The 17963-nt window shown below is 56.4% G+C and carries 13 protein-coding genes and 4 tRNA genes; 16 read left to right on the top strand and 1 reads right to left on the bottom strand.

Annotated features, from left to right (window positions below):
• Nucleotides 1–23 precede the first annotated feature (23 nt).
• The 6 genes from murB to MWR57_RS11690 all read left to right on the top strand — a co-directional run bounded on the left by murB (nt 24) and on the right by MWR57_RS11690 (nt 7819).
• Nucleotides 24–950 carry a UDP-N-acetylmuramate dehydrogenase gene (gene murB / locus MWR57_RS11715; protein WP_423125004.1) on the top strand — a complete coding sequence of 309 codons (927 nt, stop codon included), beginning with the start codon at nt 24–26 and terminating at the stop codon, nt 948–950.
• Between the two features lie 30 nt (nt 951–980).
• Nucleotides 981–1799, top strand: a complete 819-nt coding sequence (locus tag MWR57_RS11710; RefSeq protein WP_423125003.1) for a cell division protein FtsQ/DivIB — start codon at nt 981–983, stop codon at nt 1797–1799.
• Between the two features lie 149 nt (nt 1800–1948).
• Nucleotides 1949–3181, top strand: coding sequence for a cell division protein FtsA (gene ftsA / locus MWR57_RS11705; RefSeq protein ID WP_423125002.1), 1233 nt, complete (start codon nt 1949–1951; stop codon nt 3179–3181).
• A 66-nt stretch (nt 3182–3247) separates the two neighbouring features.
• Nucleotides 3248–4417 (top strand): cell division protein FtsZ, encoded by a 1170-nt coding sequence (ftsZ, locus tag MWR57_RS11700; protein WP_423125001.1) that lies wholly within the window; start codon nt 3248–3250, stop codon nt 4415–4417.
• A 224-nt stretch (nt 4418–4641) separates the two neighbouring features.
• Nucleotides 4642–6378: a radical SAM protein gene (locus MWR57_RS11695; RefSeq protein ID WP_423125000.1), complete on the top strand. Its 1737-nt coding sequence runs from the start codon at nt 4642–4644 to the stop codon at nt 6376–6378.
• Complete coding sequence (locus MWR57_RS11690; protein WP_423124999.1) at nt 6371–7819, top strand: two-component system sensor histidine kinase NtrB; 1449 nt, start codon at nt 6371–6373, stop codon at nt 7817–7819. Before MWR57_RS11695 ends, MWR57_RS11690 begins: the two co-directional genes overlap by 8 nt.
• Here the strand turns inward: MWR57_RS11690 and MWR57_RS11685 are convergent, their stop codons facing one another.
• On the bottom strand, nt 7820–8788 hold the full coding sequence (locus MWR57_RS11685) for a YkgJ family cysteine cluster protein (protein WP_423124998.1): 969 nt from the start codon (nt 8786–8788) through the stop codon (nt 7820–7822).
• Between the two features lie 713 nt (nt 8789–9501).
• On the opposite strand from MWR57_RS11685, the gene aprB reads away from it, so the two are divergent.
• The 10 genes from aprB to MWR57_RS11635 form a co-directional block, all read left to right on the top strand.
• Nucleotides 9502–9930 (top strand): adenylyl-sulfate reductase subunit beta, encoded by a 429-nt coding sequence (gene aprB / locus MWR57_RS11680; protein ID WP_423124997.1) that lies wholly within the window; start codon nt 9502–9504, stop codon nt 9928–9930.
• Nucleotides 9931–9980: 50 nt separating this feature from the next.
• Nucleotides 9981–11996: an adenylyl-sulfate reductase subunit alpha gene (aprA, locus tag MWR57_RS11675; RefSeq protein WP_423124996.1), complete on the top strand. Its 2016-nt coding sequence runs from the start codon at nt 9981–9983 to the stop codon at nt 11994–11996.
• A 193-nt stretch (nt 11997–12189) separates the two neighbouring features.
• On the top strand, nt 12190–13452 hold the full coding sequence (locus MWR57_RS11670) for a CoB--CoM heterodisulfide reductase iron-sulfur subunit A family protein (RefSeq protein ID WP_423124995.1): 1263 nt from the start codon (nt 12190–12192) through the stop codon (nt 13450–13452).
• A 5-nt stretch (nt 13453–13457) separates the two neighbouring features.
• Nucleotides 13458–15716, top strand: a complete 2259-nt coding sequence (locus MWR57_RS11665) for a hydrogenase iron-sulfur subunit (protein WP_423124994.1) — start codon at nt 13458–13460, stop codon at nt 15714–15716.
• A gap of 144 nt (nt 15717–15860) precedes the next feature.
• On the top strand, nt 15861–17075 hold the full coding sequence (gene qmoC / locus MWR57_RS11660) for a quinone-interacting membrane-bound oxidoreductase complex subunit QmoC (RefSeq protein WP_423124993.1): 1215 nt from the start codon (nt 15861–15863) through the stop codon (nt 17073–17075).
• A 137-nt stretch (nt 17076–17212) separates the two neighbouring features.
• A tRNA-Thr gene (locus MWR57_RS11655) sits at nt 17213–17288 on the top strand.
• Nucleotides 17289–17358: 70 nt separating this feature from the next.
• Nucleotides 17359–17443: transfer RNA gene (locus MWR57_RS11650), tRNA-Tyr, on the top strand.
• A gap of 85 nt (nt 17444–17528) precedes the next feature.
• Nucleotides 17529–17604: transfer RNA gene (locus MWR57_RS11645), tRNA-Gly, on the top strand.
• Nucleotides 17605–17677: 73 nt separating this feature from the next.
• Nucleotides 17678–17753, top strand: a tRNA-Thr gene (locus tag MWR57_RS11640).
• An 80-nt stretch (nt 17754–17833) separates the two neighbouring features.
• Nucleotides 17834–17963: GTP-binding protein (locus tag MWR57_RS11635; RefSeq protein WP_423124486.1), on the top strand; the 130-nt coding region annotated here is incomplete at its 3' end.

Raw genomic sequence — 17963 nt, 5'->3', positions numbered from 1 at the left:
TGCAATTATTGGAACAGAGGCCGATGAAAAAAGGGGTAGACAAGGGGTGGTCGGAGCAACTGCGTGCGCGGTGGCCCGGGGAGATCGAATGGGACAGCCCCATGGCCCGCTGGTGCACCCTGCAGGTGGGCGGTCCGGCCAGGGCCATCGCCATGCCCGCCAGCCGGGAAGAGTTGCAAAGCCTCATCGCTGTGCTGGCGCGACTCGGGGTTTGCTGGAGGGTGATTGGCCGGGGCAGCAATCTCCTTGTTGCCGATGCAGGCTATGACGGGGTCATTGTCATGCTGGGCCGGAAGTTCGCAACCATTGCGCAGCGGGCCGGGGAAAAGCCCGGAGAGTTTCTGGTCCGGGTTGAGGCTGGTTGCAGCCTGATGAAGCTGGTCAACTGGTGCACCGGGCAGGGATTGCAGGGGCTGGAGTTTGCCGCGGGTATTCCGGGCTCGGTGGGCGGGGCGGTGGTCATGAATGCCGGCGCCTGGGGCAAGGAGATGGGAGAACCGTTGTCCTCGGTAACGTTTTTGGCCCAGTCCGGGGAGTGTGTGGAACGGGAAAAATCCGGTCTGTGTCTTTCATATCGGCACCTGGAAACAGAAGGGATGCTCGTGGCGGCCGCGGAGTTTTTGCTGCTGGCCGGTGATCGGCAGGAGATTGAGGCACGATGCGCCCGGTTGATGGGCGACCGGAAAGGCAAGCAGCCCCAGGGGTTGGCCAATGCCGGGTCGTTTTTTAAAAATCCGGCAGGCTTGCCCGCCGCCGGAAAACTCATCCAGGATGCGGGACTCAAGGGCGTTCGGGTGGGTGGCGCCGAGGTTTCCGAGGTGCATGCTAATTTTCTGGTGAATACCGGTTCTGCCACGGCCCAGGATTTTCTCGGCCTGATGCAGTTGGTGCAGGAAAAGGTGGCAGCGCGATTCGGTGTGTGGTTGGAGCCGGAAGTGCATATTCTGTAAGCGATACAGACCAAAAGGGCACAAACGGTTTTGCGAAAGGAAAAGTCCATACAGCAGCGTTACGGGAGCGGCAGAAAAAGCCGGAGCCTGGATCTCAGGAAAAAACTGGCCATTCTCGGGGTTGGTTTTCTGCTGCTGGTGGCAGGCTTTGGCGCGGTCGGCTTTATTGTTTATAAAGCCTTGGGGCGGGCGGATTTTTTCCAGATAACCGCCACCAACATTGAGGGGTGCCGGAGGACCACCAAGAATCTCATCCTTGAGATGAGTGGGGTGGATGTGCACAGCAATCTGCTGGCCTTGGACATCAAGCGGGTGAAGGCTGGGATCGAGGCCCATGAATGGGTCGAGTCGGTGGAGATTGCAAGGGACTGGCCCAACCGTTTGACCATTGTTGTCAAAGAGCGGTTGCCGGTGGCCATTGCCAGCCTCGACAACGGGTTGTTCTATCTTGACCAGAACGGCGTAGCCTTTGCCCAGGTGCTGCCGCCCGAGGATATGGATTATCCCATCATCACCGGGATGAAAAGGGAGGAATGGCCGAGAAACCTCAAGGATTCGCAACTGGGCGCGGCCCTGCAGTTCATCAAATACGCGGGGCAGGGGAGTTCCATTCTGCCGAAGCAGAATATCTCGGAACTCCACGTGGACGGGGACGAAAATATCATCCTCTATCTGGTGGACCGGCCTTTTCCCATCGATCTGGGAACAGGCAATGTGGGGACCAAATATTACTGGCTGACCAAGGTGCTGTACAAGTTGTACAAGAGCAAGGAGTTTGAAAAAGCCGCCTATGTCAGGATGGACTATGGGCGCAATCAGGTGCTGGTGGGTTTTGACGAGGCGGGATGAGGTGGTAACCATCTCATCCGACCTTCGCGCAGGGGCATGAAAGCATGTCCGGCGGGAACGGGCACCGGTCGGCAGCAAAGAAGCAAAGGGTGGGATTGTGATAACCGTCGGTGGCGTGACGTGTCGCGGAATCGACTAAAGGTGAACAAATGGCACATGAAGAACGTGGCGATCTAATTGTCGGGCTGGATATCGGCACCACCAAGATCTGCGTGGTGGTCGGCGAGGTCCATGACACCCGGATTGATATCATCGGCATAGGCAGGCACCCCTCGGTGGGACTGCGCCGCGGGGTGGTGGTCAATATCGAGAGCACCGTGCACTCGATCCGGCAGGCGGTGGAAGAGGCGGAACGCATGGCCGGCTGCGAGATCGGTTCGGTGTATGTGGGCATTGCCGGCAGCCACATCAAGAGCTTCAACAGCCACGGCTTGATCGCCATCAAGCATAACGAGATCAGACAGGACGACATCGACCGGGTGGTGGATGCGGCCCGGGCCGTGCCCATTCCGCCGGACCAGGAGGTAATCCATGTGCTGCCCCAAGAGTTCATGGTTGACGGCCAGGCCGATATCCAGGACCCCATCGGCATGACCGGCGTCCGCCTCGAAGCGGATGTGCATATTGTGACCGGTTCGGCAACCGCGGTGCATAACATTGTTAAATGCTGCAACCGCGCCGGCTTACAGGTGACGGATGTGGTGCTCGAGCCTCTGGCCTCGGCGGGCGCGGTCCTGACCCGGGAAGAAATGGAGCTGGGGGTCGGGCTGCTGGACATCGGCGGCGGCACCGCCGATCTGGCGATCTTTGCCGACGGGACCATCAAGCATACTTTTGTTTTGGGATTGGGCGGCCAGAACCTGACCAACGATCTGTCCATCGGCCTGCGCACCCCGCAGAAGGAGGCGGAAAGGCTCAAGGAGGAGTACGGCTGCGCCCTGGCCTCGCTCATCGACAAGGATCAGGTCATCGAGGTTCCCAGCGTTGGGGGGAGAAAGAATCGAAAGCTTTCCCGCAGGGTCATGGGAGAGATCCTCGAACCCCGGGTTGAGGAGATGCTCACCCTGATCAACCAGGAACTGCTCGATTCCAAGCACAAGGAAATGATCAACGCCGGCATGGTACTGACCGGGGGCTCGTGCCTGCTGGACAACATGGAAGAGCTGGCGGAGCAGATTTTTGACCTGCCGGTCCGCATCGGCCGTCCGGAAAATATCGGCGGGGTAGTGGATGTGGTGGGCACGCCGCAGTGGGCAACCGGCGTTGGTCTGGTTGTCTATGGCATGAAGAATGGGCCGGGGGAAAGATTCAAACGGCCCAAGGGGGGAATGGTAGGGAGATTTACCGGTCGGATGAAGGACTGGTTTAAGGGGATAGTGTAAACACGCTCATCAGGCGCCAGGCGATGTTGGGAGCAGGTCAATGACCTTGAACAGGGAGAGCAGGATATGACTTTTAAATTCGCGGAAACAGAATCACGGGCAAAGATCAGGGTTTTTGGCGTTGGTGGCGGCGGGGGCAATGCGGTCAACACCATGGTGGATAGCAATATCCTCGGGGTGGAATTCATCGCCGGCAACACCGATATCCAGGATCTGGAAAAATCCAAGGCCGATGTCCGGCTGCAGCTTGGCAAGAATGTCGCCAAGGGACTGGGGGCCGGCGCCAACCCTGAAAGGGGCCGGGAAGCGGCGGAGGAGTCCATCGACGAAATACGAAAGCAGTTGAAGGACTGCGACATGGTTTTTGTCACCTGCGGGCTGGGCGGCGGCACCGGCACCGGGGCCGCGCCGGTGGTGGCCCGGATAGCCAAGGAGCTGGGCGCGTTGACCGTGGGTGTCGTGACCAAGCCCTTTGCCTTCGAGGGCAGGGCCCGGATGAAAAATGCCGAGCTCGGCTGGAAGAACCTGAAAGAGCATGTGGACACCATCATCACCATTCCCAATGACCGGCTCATCTCCCTGAGCCAGAAGGGAACCCGTTTCATCGACGGGATGAAGATGGCCGACGATGTCCTGGTGCAGGCGGTCAAAGGCATCACCGACCTGATCAACCTGCCCGGCTACATCAACCCCGACTTTGCCGACGTGCGGGCGATCATGAACGAGATGGGCCAGGCCCTCATGGGCTCCGGTTACGGGGTGGGCGAAAACCGGGCCGTGGAAGCGGTGAACATGGCGATCAACAGCCCGCTCTTGCAAGATATCAGCATCGACGGCGCCAGGGGGGTTTTGGTCAATATCTCCGCCAGCCGGGAGACCCTGACCATGCCCGAGGTGACCGAGGCCACCACCAAGATTTACCAGGAAGTGCACGAGGATGCCAATATCATCCTGGGCGTCATCTTTGACGAGAATCTGGGCGATGAGCTGCAGGTAACGGTTATTGCCACCGGTATCCGCGATACCGTGGAGGAGATCGAGGAGCTGCCGGACAAGGTGCAGCTCATGCCCAAAAAGCGGGAGCCCGCCGCGCAGCCGCTGCCGTTTAGAAAAGGGGAGCAAGGCATGGCCGCAGGCCGCGCCGTGGCCAACGGCATACAGAGATCCTATGCCAACAATATTTTAAACGAGCAGGACTACGACCGTCCGACCTTCTTGCGCAGGAATGAAAGTTAGAAAAGTGTAGCAGCGAAAGAAACAACGCGAAGACGCAAAGGCGCGACGAATTGTTTGCACAAAACAAAGAGTTGCTCGCGTGAGCTTGCGTCTTTGCAGCGTGGCGCCGTGCTGTTTTTGCATAATCGACTGTGTCATGTAGGAAAATCAAGACAAAGCGGTGCGCAGTGGCTGCCCGCTTTTAACCGCTGCCGGAGTTTCCGCTGCTTTCCGGCAGATTCGATATGGACCCTATGCGCCAGCGCCAGCCTGCATCCGATGATTTCCTTGCCAGCGAAAAAGGGACGCAGCGCAAAAAATGGAAAGGGTTGCTGCCGGTTGCCCTCATCTTTCCAAACCGGTACGGCCTGGGCAATTCCAACCTGGGTTTTCAGCTCGTCTATGCCCTGGTAAACAGCCTGCCTGGCTTTGTGTGCGAGCGTTTTTTTTATCAGGACAATCAGCCCCCGGTTTCCCTGGAATCGGGACGCCCCCTCCGCGATTTTCCTGTCATCCTCTGTTCCCTCAGCTTCGAACAGGACTTCTTCAATCTGCTGGCCTTGTTTTCGGCCGGCGGCATTGAACCTCTGGCCGAAAGGCGCAGTGCAACCACCAGCAGGTACCGGCCTGGCCAGCCCCTTGTCATCGGCGGCGGCGTTGCCTCCTTTATCAACCCGGAACCCTTGGCCCCCTTTGTGGATCTCTTTGTGGTCGGGGAAGCGGAGCCGATTCTCCCGCAACTCATGGCCCATCTTGCCGACCATCTGAGCGCGGAAGAGCCGGAAGCGCTGCTCAGGGGAATCGTCCGGGAGTTCAGCGGCTGTTATGTTCCGCGCTTCTATGCCATGCGATACGGAGAGGACGGCATCCTGGCCGGTATCGAGGCCGACTCGGAAGCGCCGGCCCGGGTGCGGCGGGTGGTGCTTGCGCAATCCCGGGTGGCCGGGCACTCGAAGCTCTTGAGCCCGGAGGCCGAATTCGCAAACCTGTTCCTCACCGAACTTGGCCGCGGCTGCAGTCGCGGGTGCCGGTTCTGCGCGGCGGGATTCGTGTATCGCCCGCCCCGCCTCTGGCAAGCGGAAAGCATCCTTGCCGGTCTGGCCGAGCGGCCCAAGGAGATACAGCGGGTGGGTCTGTTGGGGATGGAGATGGCGCGGGGCGAGGACCTCGCCCGGATCGCCGAGTACTTGTTGCGCGAAGGCTGCACCCTGTCGTTTTCCTCCTTGCGGGCTGATGCGATCAGCAACGAACTCTGCGGCCTGCTTGCGCAAAGCAGGCTGAAAAGCGCGGCCATCGCGCCGGACGGCGGTTCGGAAAGGCTCCGGAGGGTCATCAATAAAGGGATCAGCGAGCAGGATGTGTTGTGTGCGGCCGAGGCCCTGGCCAGGGCCGGGATCAATCATCTCAAGCTCTATTTCATGATCGGCCTGCCAACGGAAACCGAGGACGATTTGGTGGAATTGTTGCACCTGACGGACAAGGTGAGAAAAACCTTGCTCGGGGTAGGGCGGGAGACGGGGCGCATGGGCAATATAACCCTCAGCGTCAACAGCTTTGTGCCTAAAGCCTGGACCCCCTTCCAGTTTCATGGCTTTGCCCCATTGACAACGCTTAAAAACAGCATAAAATTCCTGCGCAAGGGTGTAACGGGGATGGCCAATACCCGCTTGGTTGTCGATCAACCCGGCAATGCTTTTTATCAGGCCGTGCTGGCCCGGGGAGACCGTAGGGTCGGCATGGCATTGTATGCCATGCTCCAGGGACGGCAAAACTGGCGGCAGACCATGCAGGGGTGCGGCATAGAACCGGAAGCGTATGCCATGCGCCAGCGCGGCCAGGAGGAGATTTTCCCCTGGGAGATCATCGACCATGGGATTAACCGGCAGTATCTCTGGGCTGAATACCGGAAGGCGCTGGAAGAAAAATCAACGATTGCCTGTGACACATCACAGTGCAGGCGATGTGGGGTGTGTCATGATTGAAGGGAAAAAAACGCAGGACGACGCGGCCAGTATCGCCAGTCTGAAACCGTTTCGGCTGGTCAAGTTTTTTTCCTATACCGGCTTTGCGGTTTTTCTCCTTTTCACCCTGGTCCTTTCCTGGATCATTTCAAATCACGCCAAAAAGGTTCTTCTTGAGCGGAGCGAGGCGTACGCCTTTGTTGTTGCCGAAAACCTCAGCCACCAGGTGTTCCAGCAATTTGTCCTGCCCACGGTGGTGCGTTATGGAAAGATTGCCCTGCGCAAGCCCGAACAGTTTGCCCGGCTTGATGCCGTTGTGCGCAATGCCACGCACGGCATGCGGATTCAGGCGGTTACCATTTTCGATTCCAAGGAAAACATCATATCCTACAGTACGATGGCCTCCCGCATCGGCCGCACCGGAGAAGGCGGGATAGAGTACCGCAAGGCCCTGGCCGGCAACAACAATTCCGTTGTCCGTTCCACCGGCACCCTGCTAAACCTGCTTCCCGGCGCGCAGCCCATTTCCTCGCAATTGAGCACCTTCATTCCCTTTCGGCAGTACCAGGTCAATAACCAGAAACGGGACGTGATCATGGGGGTTATCGAGGTTGTTCAGGATCTCTCGGAGGATGTGGTGGCGATCACCAAATTGCAGGGCACCATCATCCTCACCTCCATGCTGATCATGTCGGCGCTGTTTGTGGTGCTCGGGTTTATTGTCGCGCGGGCGGACCGGATCATCGAGGCGCGGGCCGAAGAACGTCGCCGTCTTGAGCAGCAACTGCACCAAAGTCAGAGGCTTGCCACCCTCGGTAAGATGGTGGCCTCGGTTTCCCATGAGATTAAAAATCCGCTGGGCATTGTCCGCAGTACCGCGGATATCTTGGGGAAACGCCTCAAGAGCGTGGCGCCGGGCAATGAACACTTGGCTGAGATTATCGTGGAGGAAACAGGCAGGCTTGACGGAATCGTGCGCGAATTTCTGGATTTTGCCCGGCCCCAGGAGCCGAAAATGGCGTCGGCCTCGGTGAATGAGCTTTTCGATAAGCTGCTTAGATTTATGGCGCCGGAGCTGGAGCAGCGGAACATTGTTCTGAAAACCGCGTTGAGTGAAAATATACCGCGGATTTCCTTGGATCAGGGACTGATGTACAGAGCCTGTCTCAATATTCTGGTCAACAGTGTGCAGGCAATGCCGGAAGGAGGAAAACTTTCGGTGGAAACGAGATATGAGAAGGCAACGGGCATGGCGCTGCTGATTGTCACCGATACCGGGGAGGGGATGTCCCTGGAAAAACAGGGCCATATCTTTACCCCGTTTTATACGGACAAAAACCGGGGTACCGGGCTTGGTCTGGCCATCGCCAAAAACATCGTCGACAGCCACCAGGGAACAATAACCGTGGACAGCAAGGAAGGGGAGGGAACCACCTTTGCGATTGCCCTCCCCGTTGGGTGATCAGCTTTTCTTTTCAACTTTTTTCTGCGTTTCGATTTTCTTCTTGAGCAGCTCATGGTCGCGGCGAAGCTCTTCGTAGGTTTCCATGGCCTGTTTTTCCACCTCGCCTTGGTTGGCTTTGTTCTTCTCCACCCGTTCCTTGACCTTTTCCGCCTTTATGGCCAGATCCTTGGTGCCGAAGATGGAAGAGGCCAAATATTTGCAGGAAAACTTCATGAGGGCGATATCGTCTGTTTTGATTTTCGCCAGGGTTTCCTCGTCGACATCATAGGTCTCCAGAAAGGAGCTGTTGAAAACAAAATCCCTGAATTTATCAAGATCGGTGCTGGCCATGAAAAACATCTTCTGGGCCGGCTCGCTCAAGGTTGCCTGCAGGCCGAACGACTTGCGGCGCATGACGATTTCCATCCATTCCCGGTTCATCTCGTCTGATTCGTCAATCCCCTGGTCAATCCGCCACTCGCGGATGGTTTGCTCCTTCGGCTCTTCGTGCCCCTTGCAATAGGGCTCCTTGACGAGGAAGTAGAATTCCTCTGCCGCTGTTCCCTCGTTGCCGGCCGCGTGAAAGTAAGACATTCCCACCGGATAATAGCGGCAGGTCGTCGGCCTGTACGGATAGATGGTGCAGCCTTCCTCCGTAACAAAAGGGCAGCGGCCATTCTCGTCGAGATGGATCTTTACCCCGGGGAGATCCGTCTTCTCAAGGTATACGGGGGTGGTGAAGCGCAGGAGAAATTCATCGGCGGTCAGGTTTAAAGGCCGTCTGATGCGCAGAATATCATACGGGGTCAAAATGATATTGATATTGCCGCAGCAATTGGTAAAGCAGGAAACTCCGGGATGGCAGCGAAATTTCAGGGTGCTGTCGGCCGTGAGCTTGGCAGGCATGATATTGCTGGGGTTGTTGTCCGAACCGAACAGGGACTTGCTAAAAGGGGCGGATTGCGGCGTCTGTTGTGACTTGCTCATGGTAAGGACCTTCACGGAATGTATTGTTAAGGCAGAAAAGGCGAGCACATCGAAGAAGTCTGGATGCTGCAAGCATGGAGCCTTGGCTTACGGAAGGGAAATCCCTCCGGTTCTTTCTGCGGTTTTTGCCCGGCATATCGACACAGCGTGACGATGTCCGGGTCGATTTTGGCAACACAGTAACCACGGGAACGCTCTCTGTCAAATTCATTTCTTGCGGGGAAAGAAGAGGCCTGGAAAGCTTGGGAGAATGGCATTTTCAAAGCGCCTCGCAAAGAGTGCCTTGCCCTCATACGCTCTGCGAAAAGGCAAGGTGCTGGTGAAGAATCCCGACCGGGAAATAGGAAAACAGGGGCGAAAGAGATCGCGCCCGCGGGCTCCGCGGAGGAGGGTGCGGGCAATGTTTTTTTCTTGACTTTTATCAGGTGAGAAATTATACAGACCAATGTTCTAAAAAATGAGTCGCTCTTCAGTTTTATGCAAACCAGTGGAAAAAATACGTGAAATTAGCCGTTTGTGTGCGCGGCAGGGAAAGCTCCAGAGCCTTTCCGAAATGCGGTTCGGTAGTCCAGATAGTCAAGAGGGTGAAGGTCTGTCTTCGAAGGCACGTGCTTCGGGCCGGCTTGAGCCAGGGCGGCTGTCCTTGATAAGGTAAACGCGAATTTCGTACAATCGGAGTTCGGAAAATTCAATCCAAGTGAGGAGGTTAGTGAATGCCAAGTTACGTAGATCCTTCTAAATGTGACGGCTGCAAGGGTGGTGACAAAACTGCCTGCATGTACATCTGCCCCAATGACCTGATGGTCTTGAACAAAGAGGAGATGCGGGCGTACAATCAGGAGCCCGATGCATGCTGGGAGTGTTACTCCTGTGTAAAGATCTGTCCGCAGGGCGCCATTGCCGTTCGTGGCTACAACGACTTCGTGCCCATGGGTGGTCAGGTGCATCCGATGCGGAGTTCCGATTCCATCATGTGGACCGTTAAGTTTCGTAACGGCAACATGAAGCGTTTCAAGTTCCCCGTGCGGACCACCGCTGAGGGTGCTGCCAATGCATATCCGGCGCTGAAATGCACGAACCTGGACGACGAGTTGCTCTCCACCGAGAAGCAGTTGCCCGCGCCGACCATGCTTGCCAAGTAAGTTTTTTGGATAATCAACTGAATTAATACAATTTCTTAAGGAGATTTACTATGGCGTTACCTAATAAGCCGCTGGGTGAGTTGCCCGCCGTTGCCAACCCTGAGGTTGTCGAGCACGATGTAGACGTTCTGATCATCGGTGGTGGTATGGCCGCATGCGGTACTGCTTTCGAGATCAAGAAATGGGCACCCGCCGACATGAAGATCAAGCTGGTGGACAAGGCATCCATGGAGCGTTCCGGCGCTGTTGCCCAGGGCCTTTCCGCCATCAACACCTACATTGGCGACAACAAGATCGAGAACTATGTAAAAATGGTTCGTAACGATCTCATGGGCGTTGTTCGTGAAGACCTGATCTACGATCTGGGCCGTCACGTTGACGATTCCGTACATCTTTTCGAAGAGTGGGGCCTGCCCGTTTGGAAGCTCGATGCCAACGGCAACAACCTCGACGGCGCACAGCCGGCTCCGAAGTTGACCGAAGGCGGCAAGCCGGTTCGTACCGGTAAGTGGCAGATCATGATCAACGGTGAGTCCTACAAGTGCATCGTTGCTGAGCCCGCCAAAACCGCTCTCGGCGACGAGAACATCATGGAGCGCGTGTTCATTGTTAAGCTGATCCTTGACAAGAACAAAGCAAACCAGATCGCTGGCGCTGTTGGTTTTTCCACCCGCGAGAACAAGGTTCACGTTTTCCGTTGCAAGACCGCTCTGTGTGCATGCGGCGGCGCAGTAAACATCTTCCGTCCCCGGTCCACCGGTGAGGGTAAGGGTCGCGCCTGGTACCCCGTATGGAATGCTGGTTCCACCTACACAATGTGTGCACAGGTTGGCGCCACCCTGACCATGATGGAAAACCGCTTCACGCCCGCTCGTTTCAAAGATGGCTACGGACCGGTTGGTGCATGGTTCCTTCTCTTCAAGGCCAAAGTACAGAACGGCCTGGGCGAGTTCTACGCCAACAGCGATGCAGTGAAGGGTGAGCTCGAGAAGTTCATGCCGTACGGCGCTTCTGCCGTAACCCCGACCTGTCTGCGTAACCACCTGATGCTCAACGAGCTGAAGGCTGGCCGCGGCCCGATCTACATGGCTACCGACGTAGCGCTGAACGCGTTCCTCGAGGCGAAGAAGGCTGCTGGCCTCGACGAGAAGGAAGTGAAGAAGTACTGGAAGCACCTCGAGTCCGAGGCTTGGGAAGACTTCCTCGACATGTCCGTTGGTCAGGCTGGTCTCTGGGCCGGTGCGAACATCGAGCCCGAGAAGGTTGGTTCCGAGATCATGCCGACCGAACCGTACATGCTCGGTTCTCACTCCGGTTGTTGCGGCATCTGGACCTCCGGTCCGGACGAGGCTTGGGTTCCGACTGTTGACGGTCCCCGTAGCCATCAGTACAAGTGGGGCTACAACCGCATGACCACCGTTGACGGTCTGTTCACCGCAGGCGACGGCGTTGGCGCATCCGGTCATAAGTTCTCCTCCGGTTCTCATGCCGAGGGTCGTATCGTTGCCAAGCAGATGGTTAAGTTCTGCCGTGACAATGCTTCCTTCAAGCCCGAGCTGCCGAAGTCCGCTCAGGAGTACGCTGACGAAGTATACGCACCGGTTAAGCGTTACCTCCAGCACGTTGGCGCTTCCACCGCTGCCGACGTTAACCCCAACTACTGCAAGCCTGCCGGTATCATGATGCGCCTGATGAAGGCCACCGATGAGTACGGCGGCGGTGTTGCAACCTACTACATGACCTCTGGCAAGCTGCTGAACATCTGCCTCGATCTTCTCCGCATGCTGCGTGAAGATGCCGAGCTGATGGCTGCCGGCGATCTGCATGAGTTGATGCGCGCTTGGGAGAACTACCATCGTATCTGGTGTGTAGAGACCCACATCCGTCACATCGAGTTCCGGAAAGAGAGCCGCTACCCCGGCTTCTACTACCGGTCTGACTACCCGACCTGTGACGATGCCAACTGGAAGGCATTTGTTAACTCCACCTTCGACCCTGCAACCCAGGAGTGGAAGTGTGAAAAGGTTAACTGCATCAACATCGTTGAGACCGAGCCGTGGATCTAAGTTTCACCACGCAACTGGTATAACGGTAATTAGAAATCTCCAGGCACCCCAAAGGTGCCTGGAGATTTTTCTATGAGGTGGGCGGCCGGTTTTTTTGGCTGAGAAGGCCAGGCGAAATAAGGACCATTTTGGTCGATTGAGCCAAAAAAGCACGTTTTCACACCTAAATAATTTTACTTAAATGGAGGAAGGCATGACAGACGAACGCAGCGCACCCGCAGGTGCTGTACTTGTCGTTGGCGGTGGCATAAGCGGGCTTACGGCCGCCTTGGAAGCCGCTGAAGTCGGAAAAGATGTTTTTCTGATCGAGAGAAATCCGTACCTGGGTGGCCGGGTTGCGCAGTTGAATCAATACTTCCCGAAGCTCTGTCCGCCGAGTTGCGGACTGGAGATCAACTTTCAGCGCGTCAAAAGCAATCGTCGGGTCCGGGTCTACACCATGACCGAGGTCAAGAGCGTGTCCGGCGGTCCTGGCAATTACCAGGTTACCCTGGAGAGCAAGCCCCGTTTCATCAACAACAACTGTACCGCTTGCGGCGCCTGCGCCGATGCCTGTCCCGACGAGCGGGACAATGATTTCAACTTCGGCATGGACAAGAGCAAGGCGGTGTACAAGCCCCACGACATGGCTTTCCCCATGAAGTATGTGCTTGACAAGAGCGCCTGCAGTGCAGCCGGGTTGCAGGCCGTTAAGGATGCCTGCAAGTATGACGCGGTTGATCTTGATATGGCAGCCAAGGAATTCACCGTCGACGTAAGCGCCATTGTCTGGGCCACGGGCTGGAATCCCTATGACCCGACCAAGATGACCAACCTCAAGTACGACTCCAGCAACGCCATCATCACCAATATGATGATGGAGCGTCTGGCCGCGCCCAACGGTCCCACCGGTGGCAAGATTCTCCGTCCCGGCGACAACAAGGAGCCCGCAAGCTTTGCCTTTGTACAGTGCGCCGGGTCCCGCGATGAAAATCATCTGGAGTACTGCTCCTACATCTGCTGCATGGCTTCCATGAAGCACATCAACTACATCCGCGAGCAGTATCCCACCGCCAAGATCACTGTTTTCTACATCGATCTCCGGACTCCCGGCAAGTACGAGAAGTTCCGCGAAAAGCTGATGGCTGACGCGAATATCACCTGGGTAAAGGGCAAGGTTGCGGATATTGTTGCCGAAGCCGACGGCTCCGTGACCCTGGTTGCTGAAAATGCCGTGACCGGTGAAAAGGTCAAGGAAACGGTCGATCTGGCCATCCTGGCCACCGGCATGGAGCCTGCGGCCAAGGCCCAGGCTGCAGCGCTTGGACTTTCAGTTGACAGCAATGGATTTATTCTGGCCGATGCGAATGGCGGGATGGTGTCCGCCGGTTGCGCCAAAAAGGCAGCCGACGTCGTAACCTGTGCCCAGAGTGCAACGGCAGCAGCCATGAAAGCTATTCAAGCGTCCAGGAGGTAAGGTAAATGGATAAGAAATACGGTGCATATATCTGCACAGGTTGTGGTATAGGAGATGCCCTCGACGTTGCGGCGCTGACAAAGGCGGCAAGCGAGAACGGCATGGAGGCCAAGACCCACGAGGCGCTTTGCAGCAAAGCCGGTCGTGAGTTGATTGAAAATGACATCACCAACGACGGCGTGAACACCATCGTTGTCTGCGCCTGTTCCCCCCGGGTCATGAAGGACGAGTTCAATTTCGGCGACGACAAGTACGTTACCCGCGCCAATTTGCGCGAAGGTGCTGCTTGGTGTGCCGAGGAAGTCTCCGAAAAACGCAGCGCCGAGAAAGTGAAGGAGTTTGCCACTGAAAAGGGGCAGGACTATGTGCGCATGGCTTGTGTTCAGGCGAAGAAAGGTGACGTGCCTGATCCCTACAAGTTGGAGACCATCAACAAGAAGATCCTGGTCATGGGTGGCGGTATTGCCGGCATGACCGCGGCCATGGAAGCAGCCAAGGCCGGGTATGCGGTGACGATCATTGAAGCCCAGGATAAGTTGGGCGGCAAGGCCCTTGGCTGGCGGAAGCAGTTCCCCACCGCCGCGCCGTGGACCGATCTGGAAGAGCCCACGGTGCAGGCCATGGTTGATGCCGTGCAGGCCGAGGCTGGGATCACGGTCAAGGCTTCCACGGAAGTTGCCCGTATCGCCGGTGCTCCTGGCGCCTACAAGGTAACCCTCAAGGCTGCTGGCACCAAGAGCGAGTGGGATGCCCCGAAAAAGGTTGGCGTTGACGAGCAGGACAAAATCTCCAAGGGCGAGATGGAAGATCCCAACGCTGGTCTGCAGCCCTATATGAGTGCGGATGCCGCGGCCGAGGATTTCGGCGCGGTTGTTCTGGCCACGGGTTGGAATCCGGCGGATGTTTCCGAGTATGCCCATCTTGGGTATGGCAAGCTGAAAGGCGTGGTCACCAACGCCGAATTTGAAAAATTGGCCAAGACCGGCAAGGTCCCGGCCAATGTCGCCTTTGTTCAGAGCCCCGGTGGCGCAGAGCATGACCAGGATTTCCCGTACTGCAACTCGGTTACCAGCATGGTTGCCCTGAAGCAGGCCCGTTATGTCCGCGAGGACAATGCCGCAGGCAAGGCGTATGTTTTGTACCAGCACATGCGTACCCCCGGCAACATGGAGATGTTTTACAAGGGCGCCCAGAACGACGACGGCATCTTCATGACCAAGGCCACCGTGACCCAGGTTGAAGAAGCCGGCAACGGTCTGGCTGTGCACCTGAAAGATACCCTGCTCAACGAGGATGTTACCCTGAACGTGGATATGGTTGTTCTGGCCGCGGGCATGGTTCCCACCACCTCCGACAAGCCGACCATCAATCTTGCCTATCGTCAGGGCCCGGCTTTCCTTGATCTGGAGCTGTTCGACGGGTATGCCGATTCTCACTTCATCTGCTTTCCGTACGAAACCCGCCGGACCGGCGTGTATGCCTGTGGCGGCGTGCGCAAGGCCATGAACATGGAAGAGACCATTGACGACGCATGCGGCGCAGCGCTTAAGGCGATTCAGTCCATCGAATCCGCGGATCGCGGCGTGGCTGTGCATCCCCGCTCCAACGACGGCACCTATCCGGAGTTCTTCTTCCAGCGTTGCACCCAGTGCAAACGCTGCACGGAAGAATGTCCGTTCGGCGCCCTTGACGATGACGAGAAGGGAACTCCCAAGCCTAACCCCACCCGGTGCCGCCGTTGCGGAACCTGCATGGGCGCTTGTCCCGAGCGGATCATCGGCTTCAAGAACTACAACATTGACCAGGTCGGTTCCATGGTCAAGAGCATTGAAGTTCCCGACGACGATGAGGACAAGTTGCGCGTCATCGTTTTTGCCTGTGAAAATGACGCCTACCCGGCTCTGGACATGGCGGCCATGCGTAAGCTTCCGCAGAACGCCCTGATTCGGGTCGTTTCTGTCCGTTGCCTTGGCTCGGTGAACATGGCCTGGATCAAGGATGCGCTTTCCGCCGGTATGGATGGGGCGCTTCTCCTGGGCTGTAAGTTCGGTGACGACTACCAGTGCCATTTTGTTAAGGGCAGTGAGTTGGCGGACAAACGTATGGCCAACATCGGCGAAACCCTGGGCAGCCTCGGGCTTGAGCCGGAGCGTTGCGCGGTGCGGCAGATTGCCATTAACGAGTACAATAAGGTCGATGCAATCATCAACGAGTTTGTTGAAGCGATCGTCGATCTCGGCCCGAACCCCTTCAAGGGTTTTTAAAGGCCGGTTTGTCAGGAAAAACCTCGTTCAGCAGGCCAAATCGGTCTGCTGAACGATTGATTTTCGGGAAGGGATGCGCTTTGGCGCATGAGTCATGGGTCAGTGCGAGCTGACATTTTGAGGGAGAAATACTGGAGGCGTATCATGGCTGAAGGAATGAGGGTTGAACCTGATTTAGAGTTTATAAAGTACGTGAAGAATGCCGGCGGAGACACCTTGAAGAAGTGCTATCAATGTGCCACCTGTTCGGTTGTCTGTCCGCTGTCCAGCGATACCAAGCCCTTCCCCAGAAAGGAAATGATCTGGGCGCAGTGGGGCTTGAAGGACAAGCTGGTTGCCGACCCCGATATTATGCTTTGCCATCAGTGCGGCGACTGTACCGCCTATTGTCCCCGCGGCGCCAAGCCCGGTGATGTTCTCGGAGCAATCCGGGCCTATGCCTATACGTACTATGGTTTTCCTTCCGGCCTTGCCAAGCTGGTGAGCAAGGGCAGCAACCTGCCGCTCATTATCGCTCTGCCTGCCTTGGTAATTCTGGCGGTGTGGTGGTTGTCCGGCGGCATGTCCCTGCCCGCGGCCGACGCCATTGATTTTGGCATGTTTTTTGATTCCCACAAAGATCATCCGACCCTTATCGGTGGGCTGACCCTGAATGTTTTGCTCATTGACGCCATTTTTGTTCCGGCCCTCGGCTTTGCGATTTTCGCGGCCTACAAGGGGGTTTCGAACATGTGGAACAACATGGCTGCCAATCTGCCGGTGAAGAGCGAGTTCCGTCCTTCCGCCCTGCAGTTTGTCTCCCAGTTCCTGGTGCCCTCGCTCAAGGAAATCCTTGCCCACAAACGGTTCAAGGAATGCGGAGCGAATCATAACCGGGTCAATGGGCATCTGCCCCTGCTCTTGTCCTTTATCGGACTGTTCATCGTTACCACCTATGGCATGATCCGCAAGGATATCCTTGGGATGTTCATTGAAGGGACGCATGGACCGATTCCCCTTGCCGATCCCTTCAAGCTGCTGGCCAATATCAGCGCCATCGCCTTGATTGTCGGGGTGGGGATTCTTTGGATGAACCGCGCCCACATGGAAGAGGAAAACAATACTACCCCGACATTCTATGATTGGTTTTTGATCGTCAAGATCATGACCGTCGGCATAACCGGTCTTTCCGCGGAATTGGCCCGGTTGATCGGGATTCCCGTGTTGGCGTATCTTTTCTACTACATGCATCTGGTGTCTGTCTTGATGCTGTTCTTGTACATGCCGTATTCCAAATTTGCCCATATGGTATATAGGACGTTTGCCATGGCTTTTGAGAAATACCGCGAGAGTGCGTTTGCCAAGAACATCGAAGATTAAGCAAATCGTAGTATCCAATCAGGCGCTCTTTCTCTGGACGGAGCGCCTGATTGTTTTCGCCTCTGTGAATGTCTGCGCCGGTTAAAAAATAAGTTGATATTTCGGAATGAAGCGATTAGTATTGCCCGTCTTATCAAGCTGGCGTAGCTCAATTGGTAGAGCAGCTGATTTGTAATCAGCAGGTTGCGGGTTCGAGTCCCATCGCCAGCTCCACTTATGTGAAGCGGGCGATGGTTTGATATAGCGAGTAACCGGTCGCGCTTGCGCGGCCTTGTGGTTTTGTGGAGGGGTTCCCGAGTGGCTAAAGGGAACAGACTGTAAATCTGTCGGCAATGCCTTCGGAGGTTCGAATCCTCCCCCCTCCACCATTGAAATCATGGTGGGAACGCGGCAAAAAAGTAAAGCGGTTGCCGTCATATTCCTGCTTTTTCATCTGGTTGCTGATACGGGAAAGCGGGAATAGCTCAATTGGTAGAGCATCAGCCTTCCAAGCTGAGGGTTGCGGGTTCGAGACCCGTTTCCCGCTCCAGTTATGGCGCAATTACCTGGCTCAGCGATAGGGTGAGCAAACTGGCTTCTTTTTTTGTTTGGACTGTTTGGTTGCCCACGTGGCTCAGTAGGTAGAGCACTTCCTTGGTAAGGAAGAGGTCACCGGTTCGAATCCGGTCGTGGGCTCCATTTATTTGGTAGCTTCAAGCATTATTAGGTTGGGAAGTTAAGCGCAACCGTTGAGAAATCCGGGCTGAGGAGGAAAGGACATGGCAAAAGAGAAATTTGAACGCAAGAAACCGCATGTAAATATTGGGACGATCGGCCACATCGACCATGGCAAGACCACCCTGACCTCGGCCATTACCCGGGTATTGGCGACCAAGGGCTTCGCCAAGG

It is taken from the genome of Hydrosulfovibrio ferrireducens (assembly GCF_046883345.1).
Taxonomy (GTDB): domain Bacteria; phylum Desulfobacterota; class Desulfobulbia; order Desulfobulbales; family Desulfurivibrionaceae; genus Thiovibrio; species Thiovibrio ferrireducens.
Note: the sequence above shows the minus strand (reverse complement) of the source record. Positions and strands in the feature narration are given on the sequence as shown.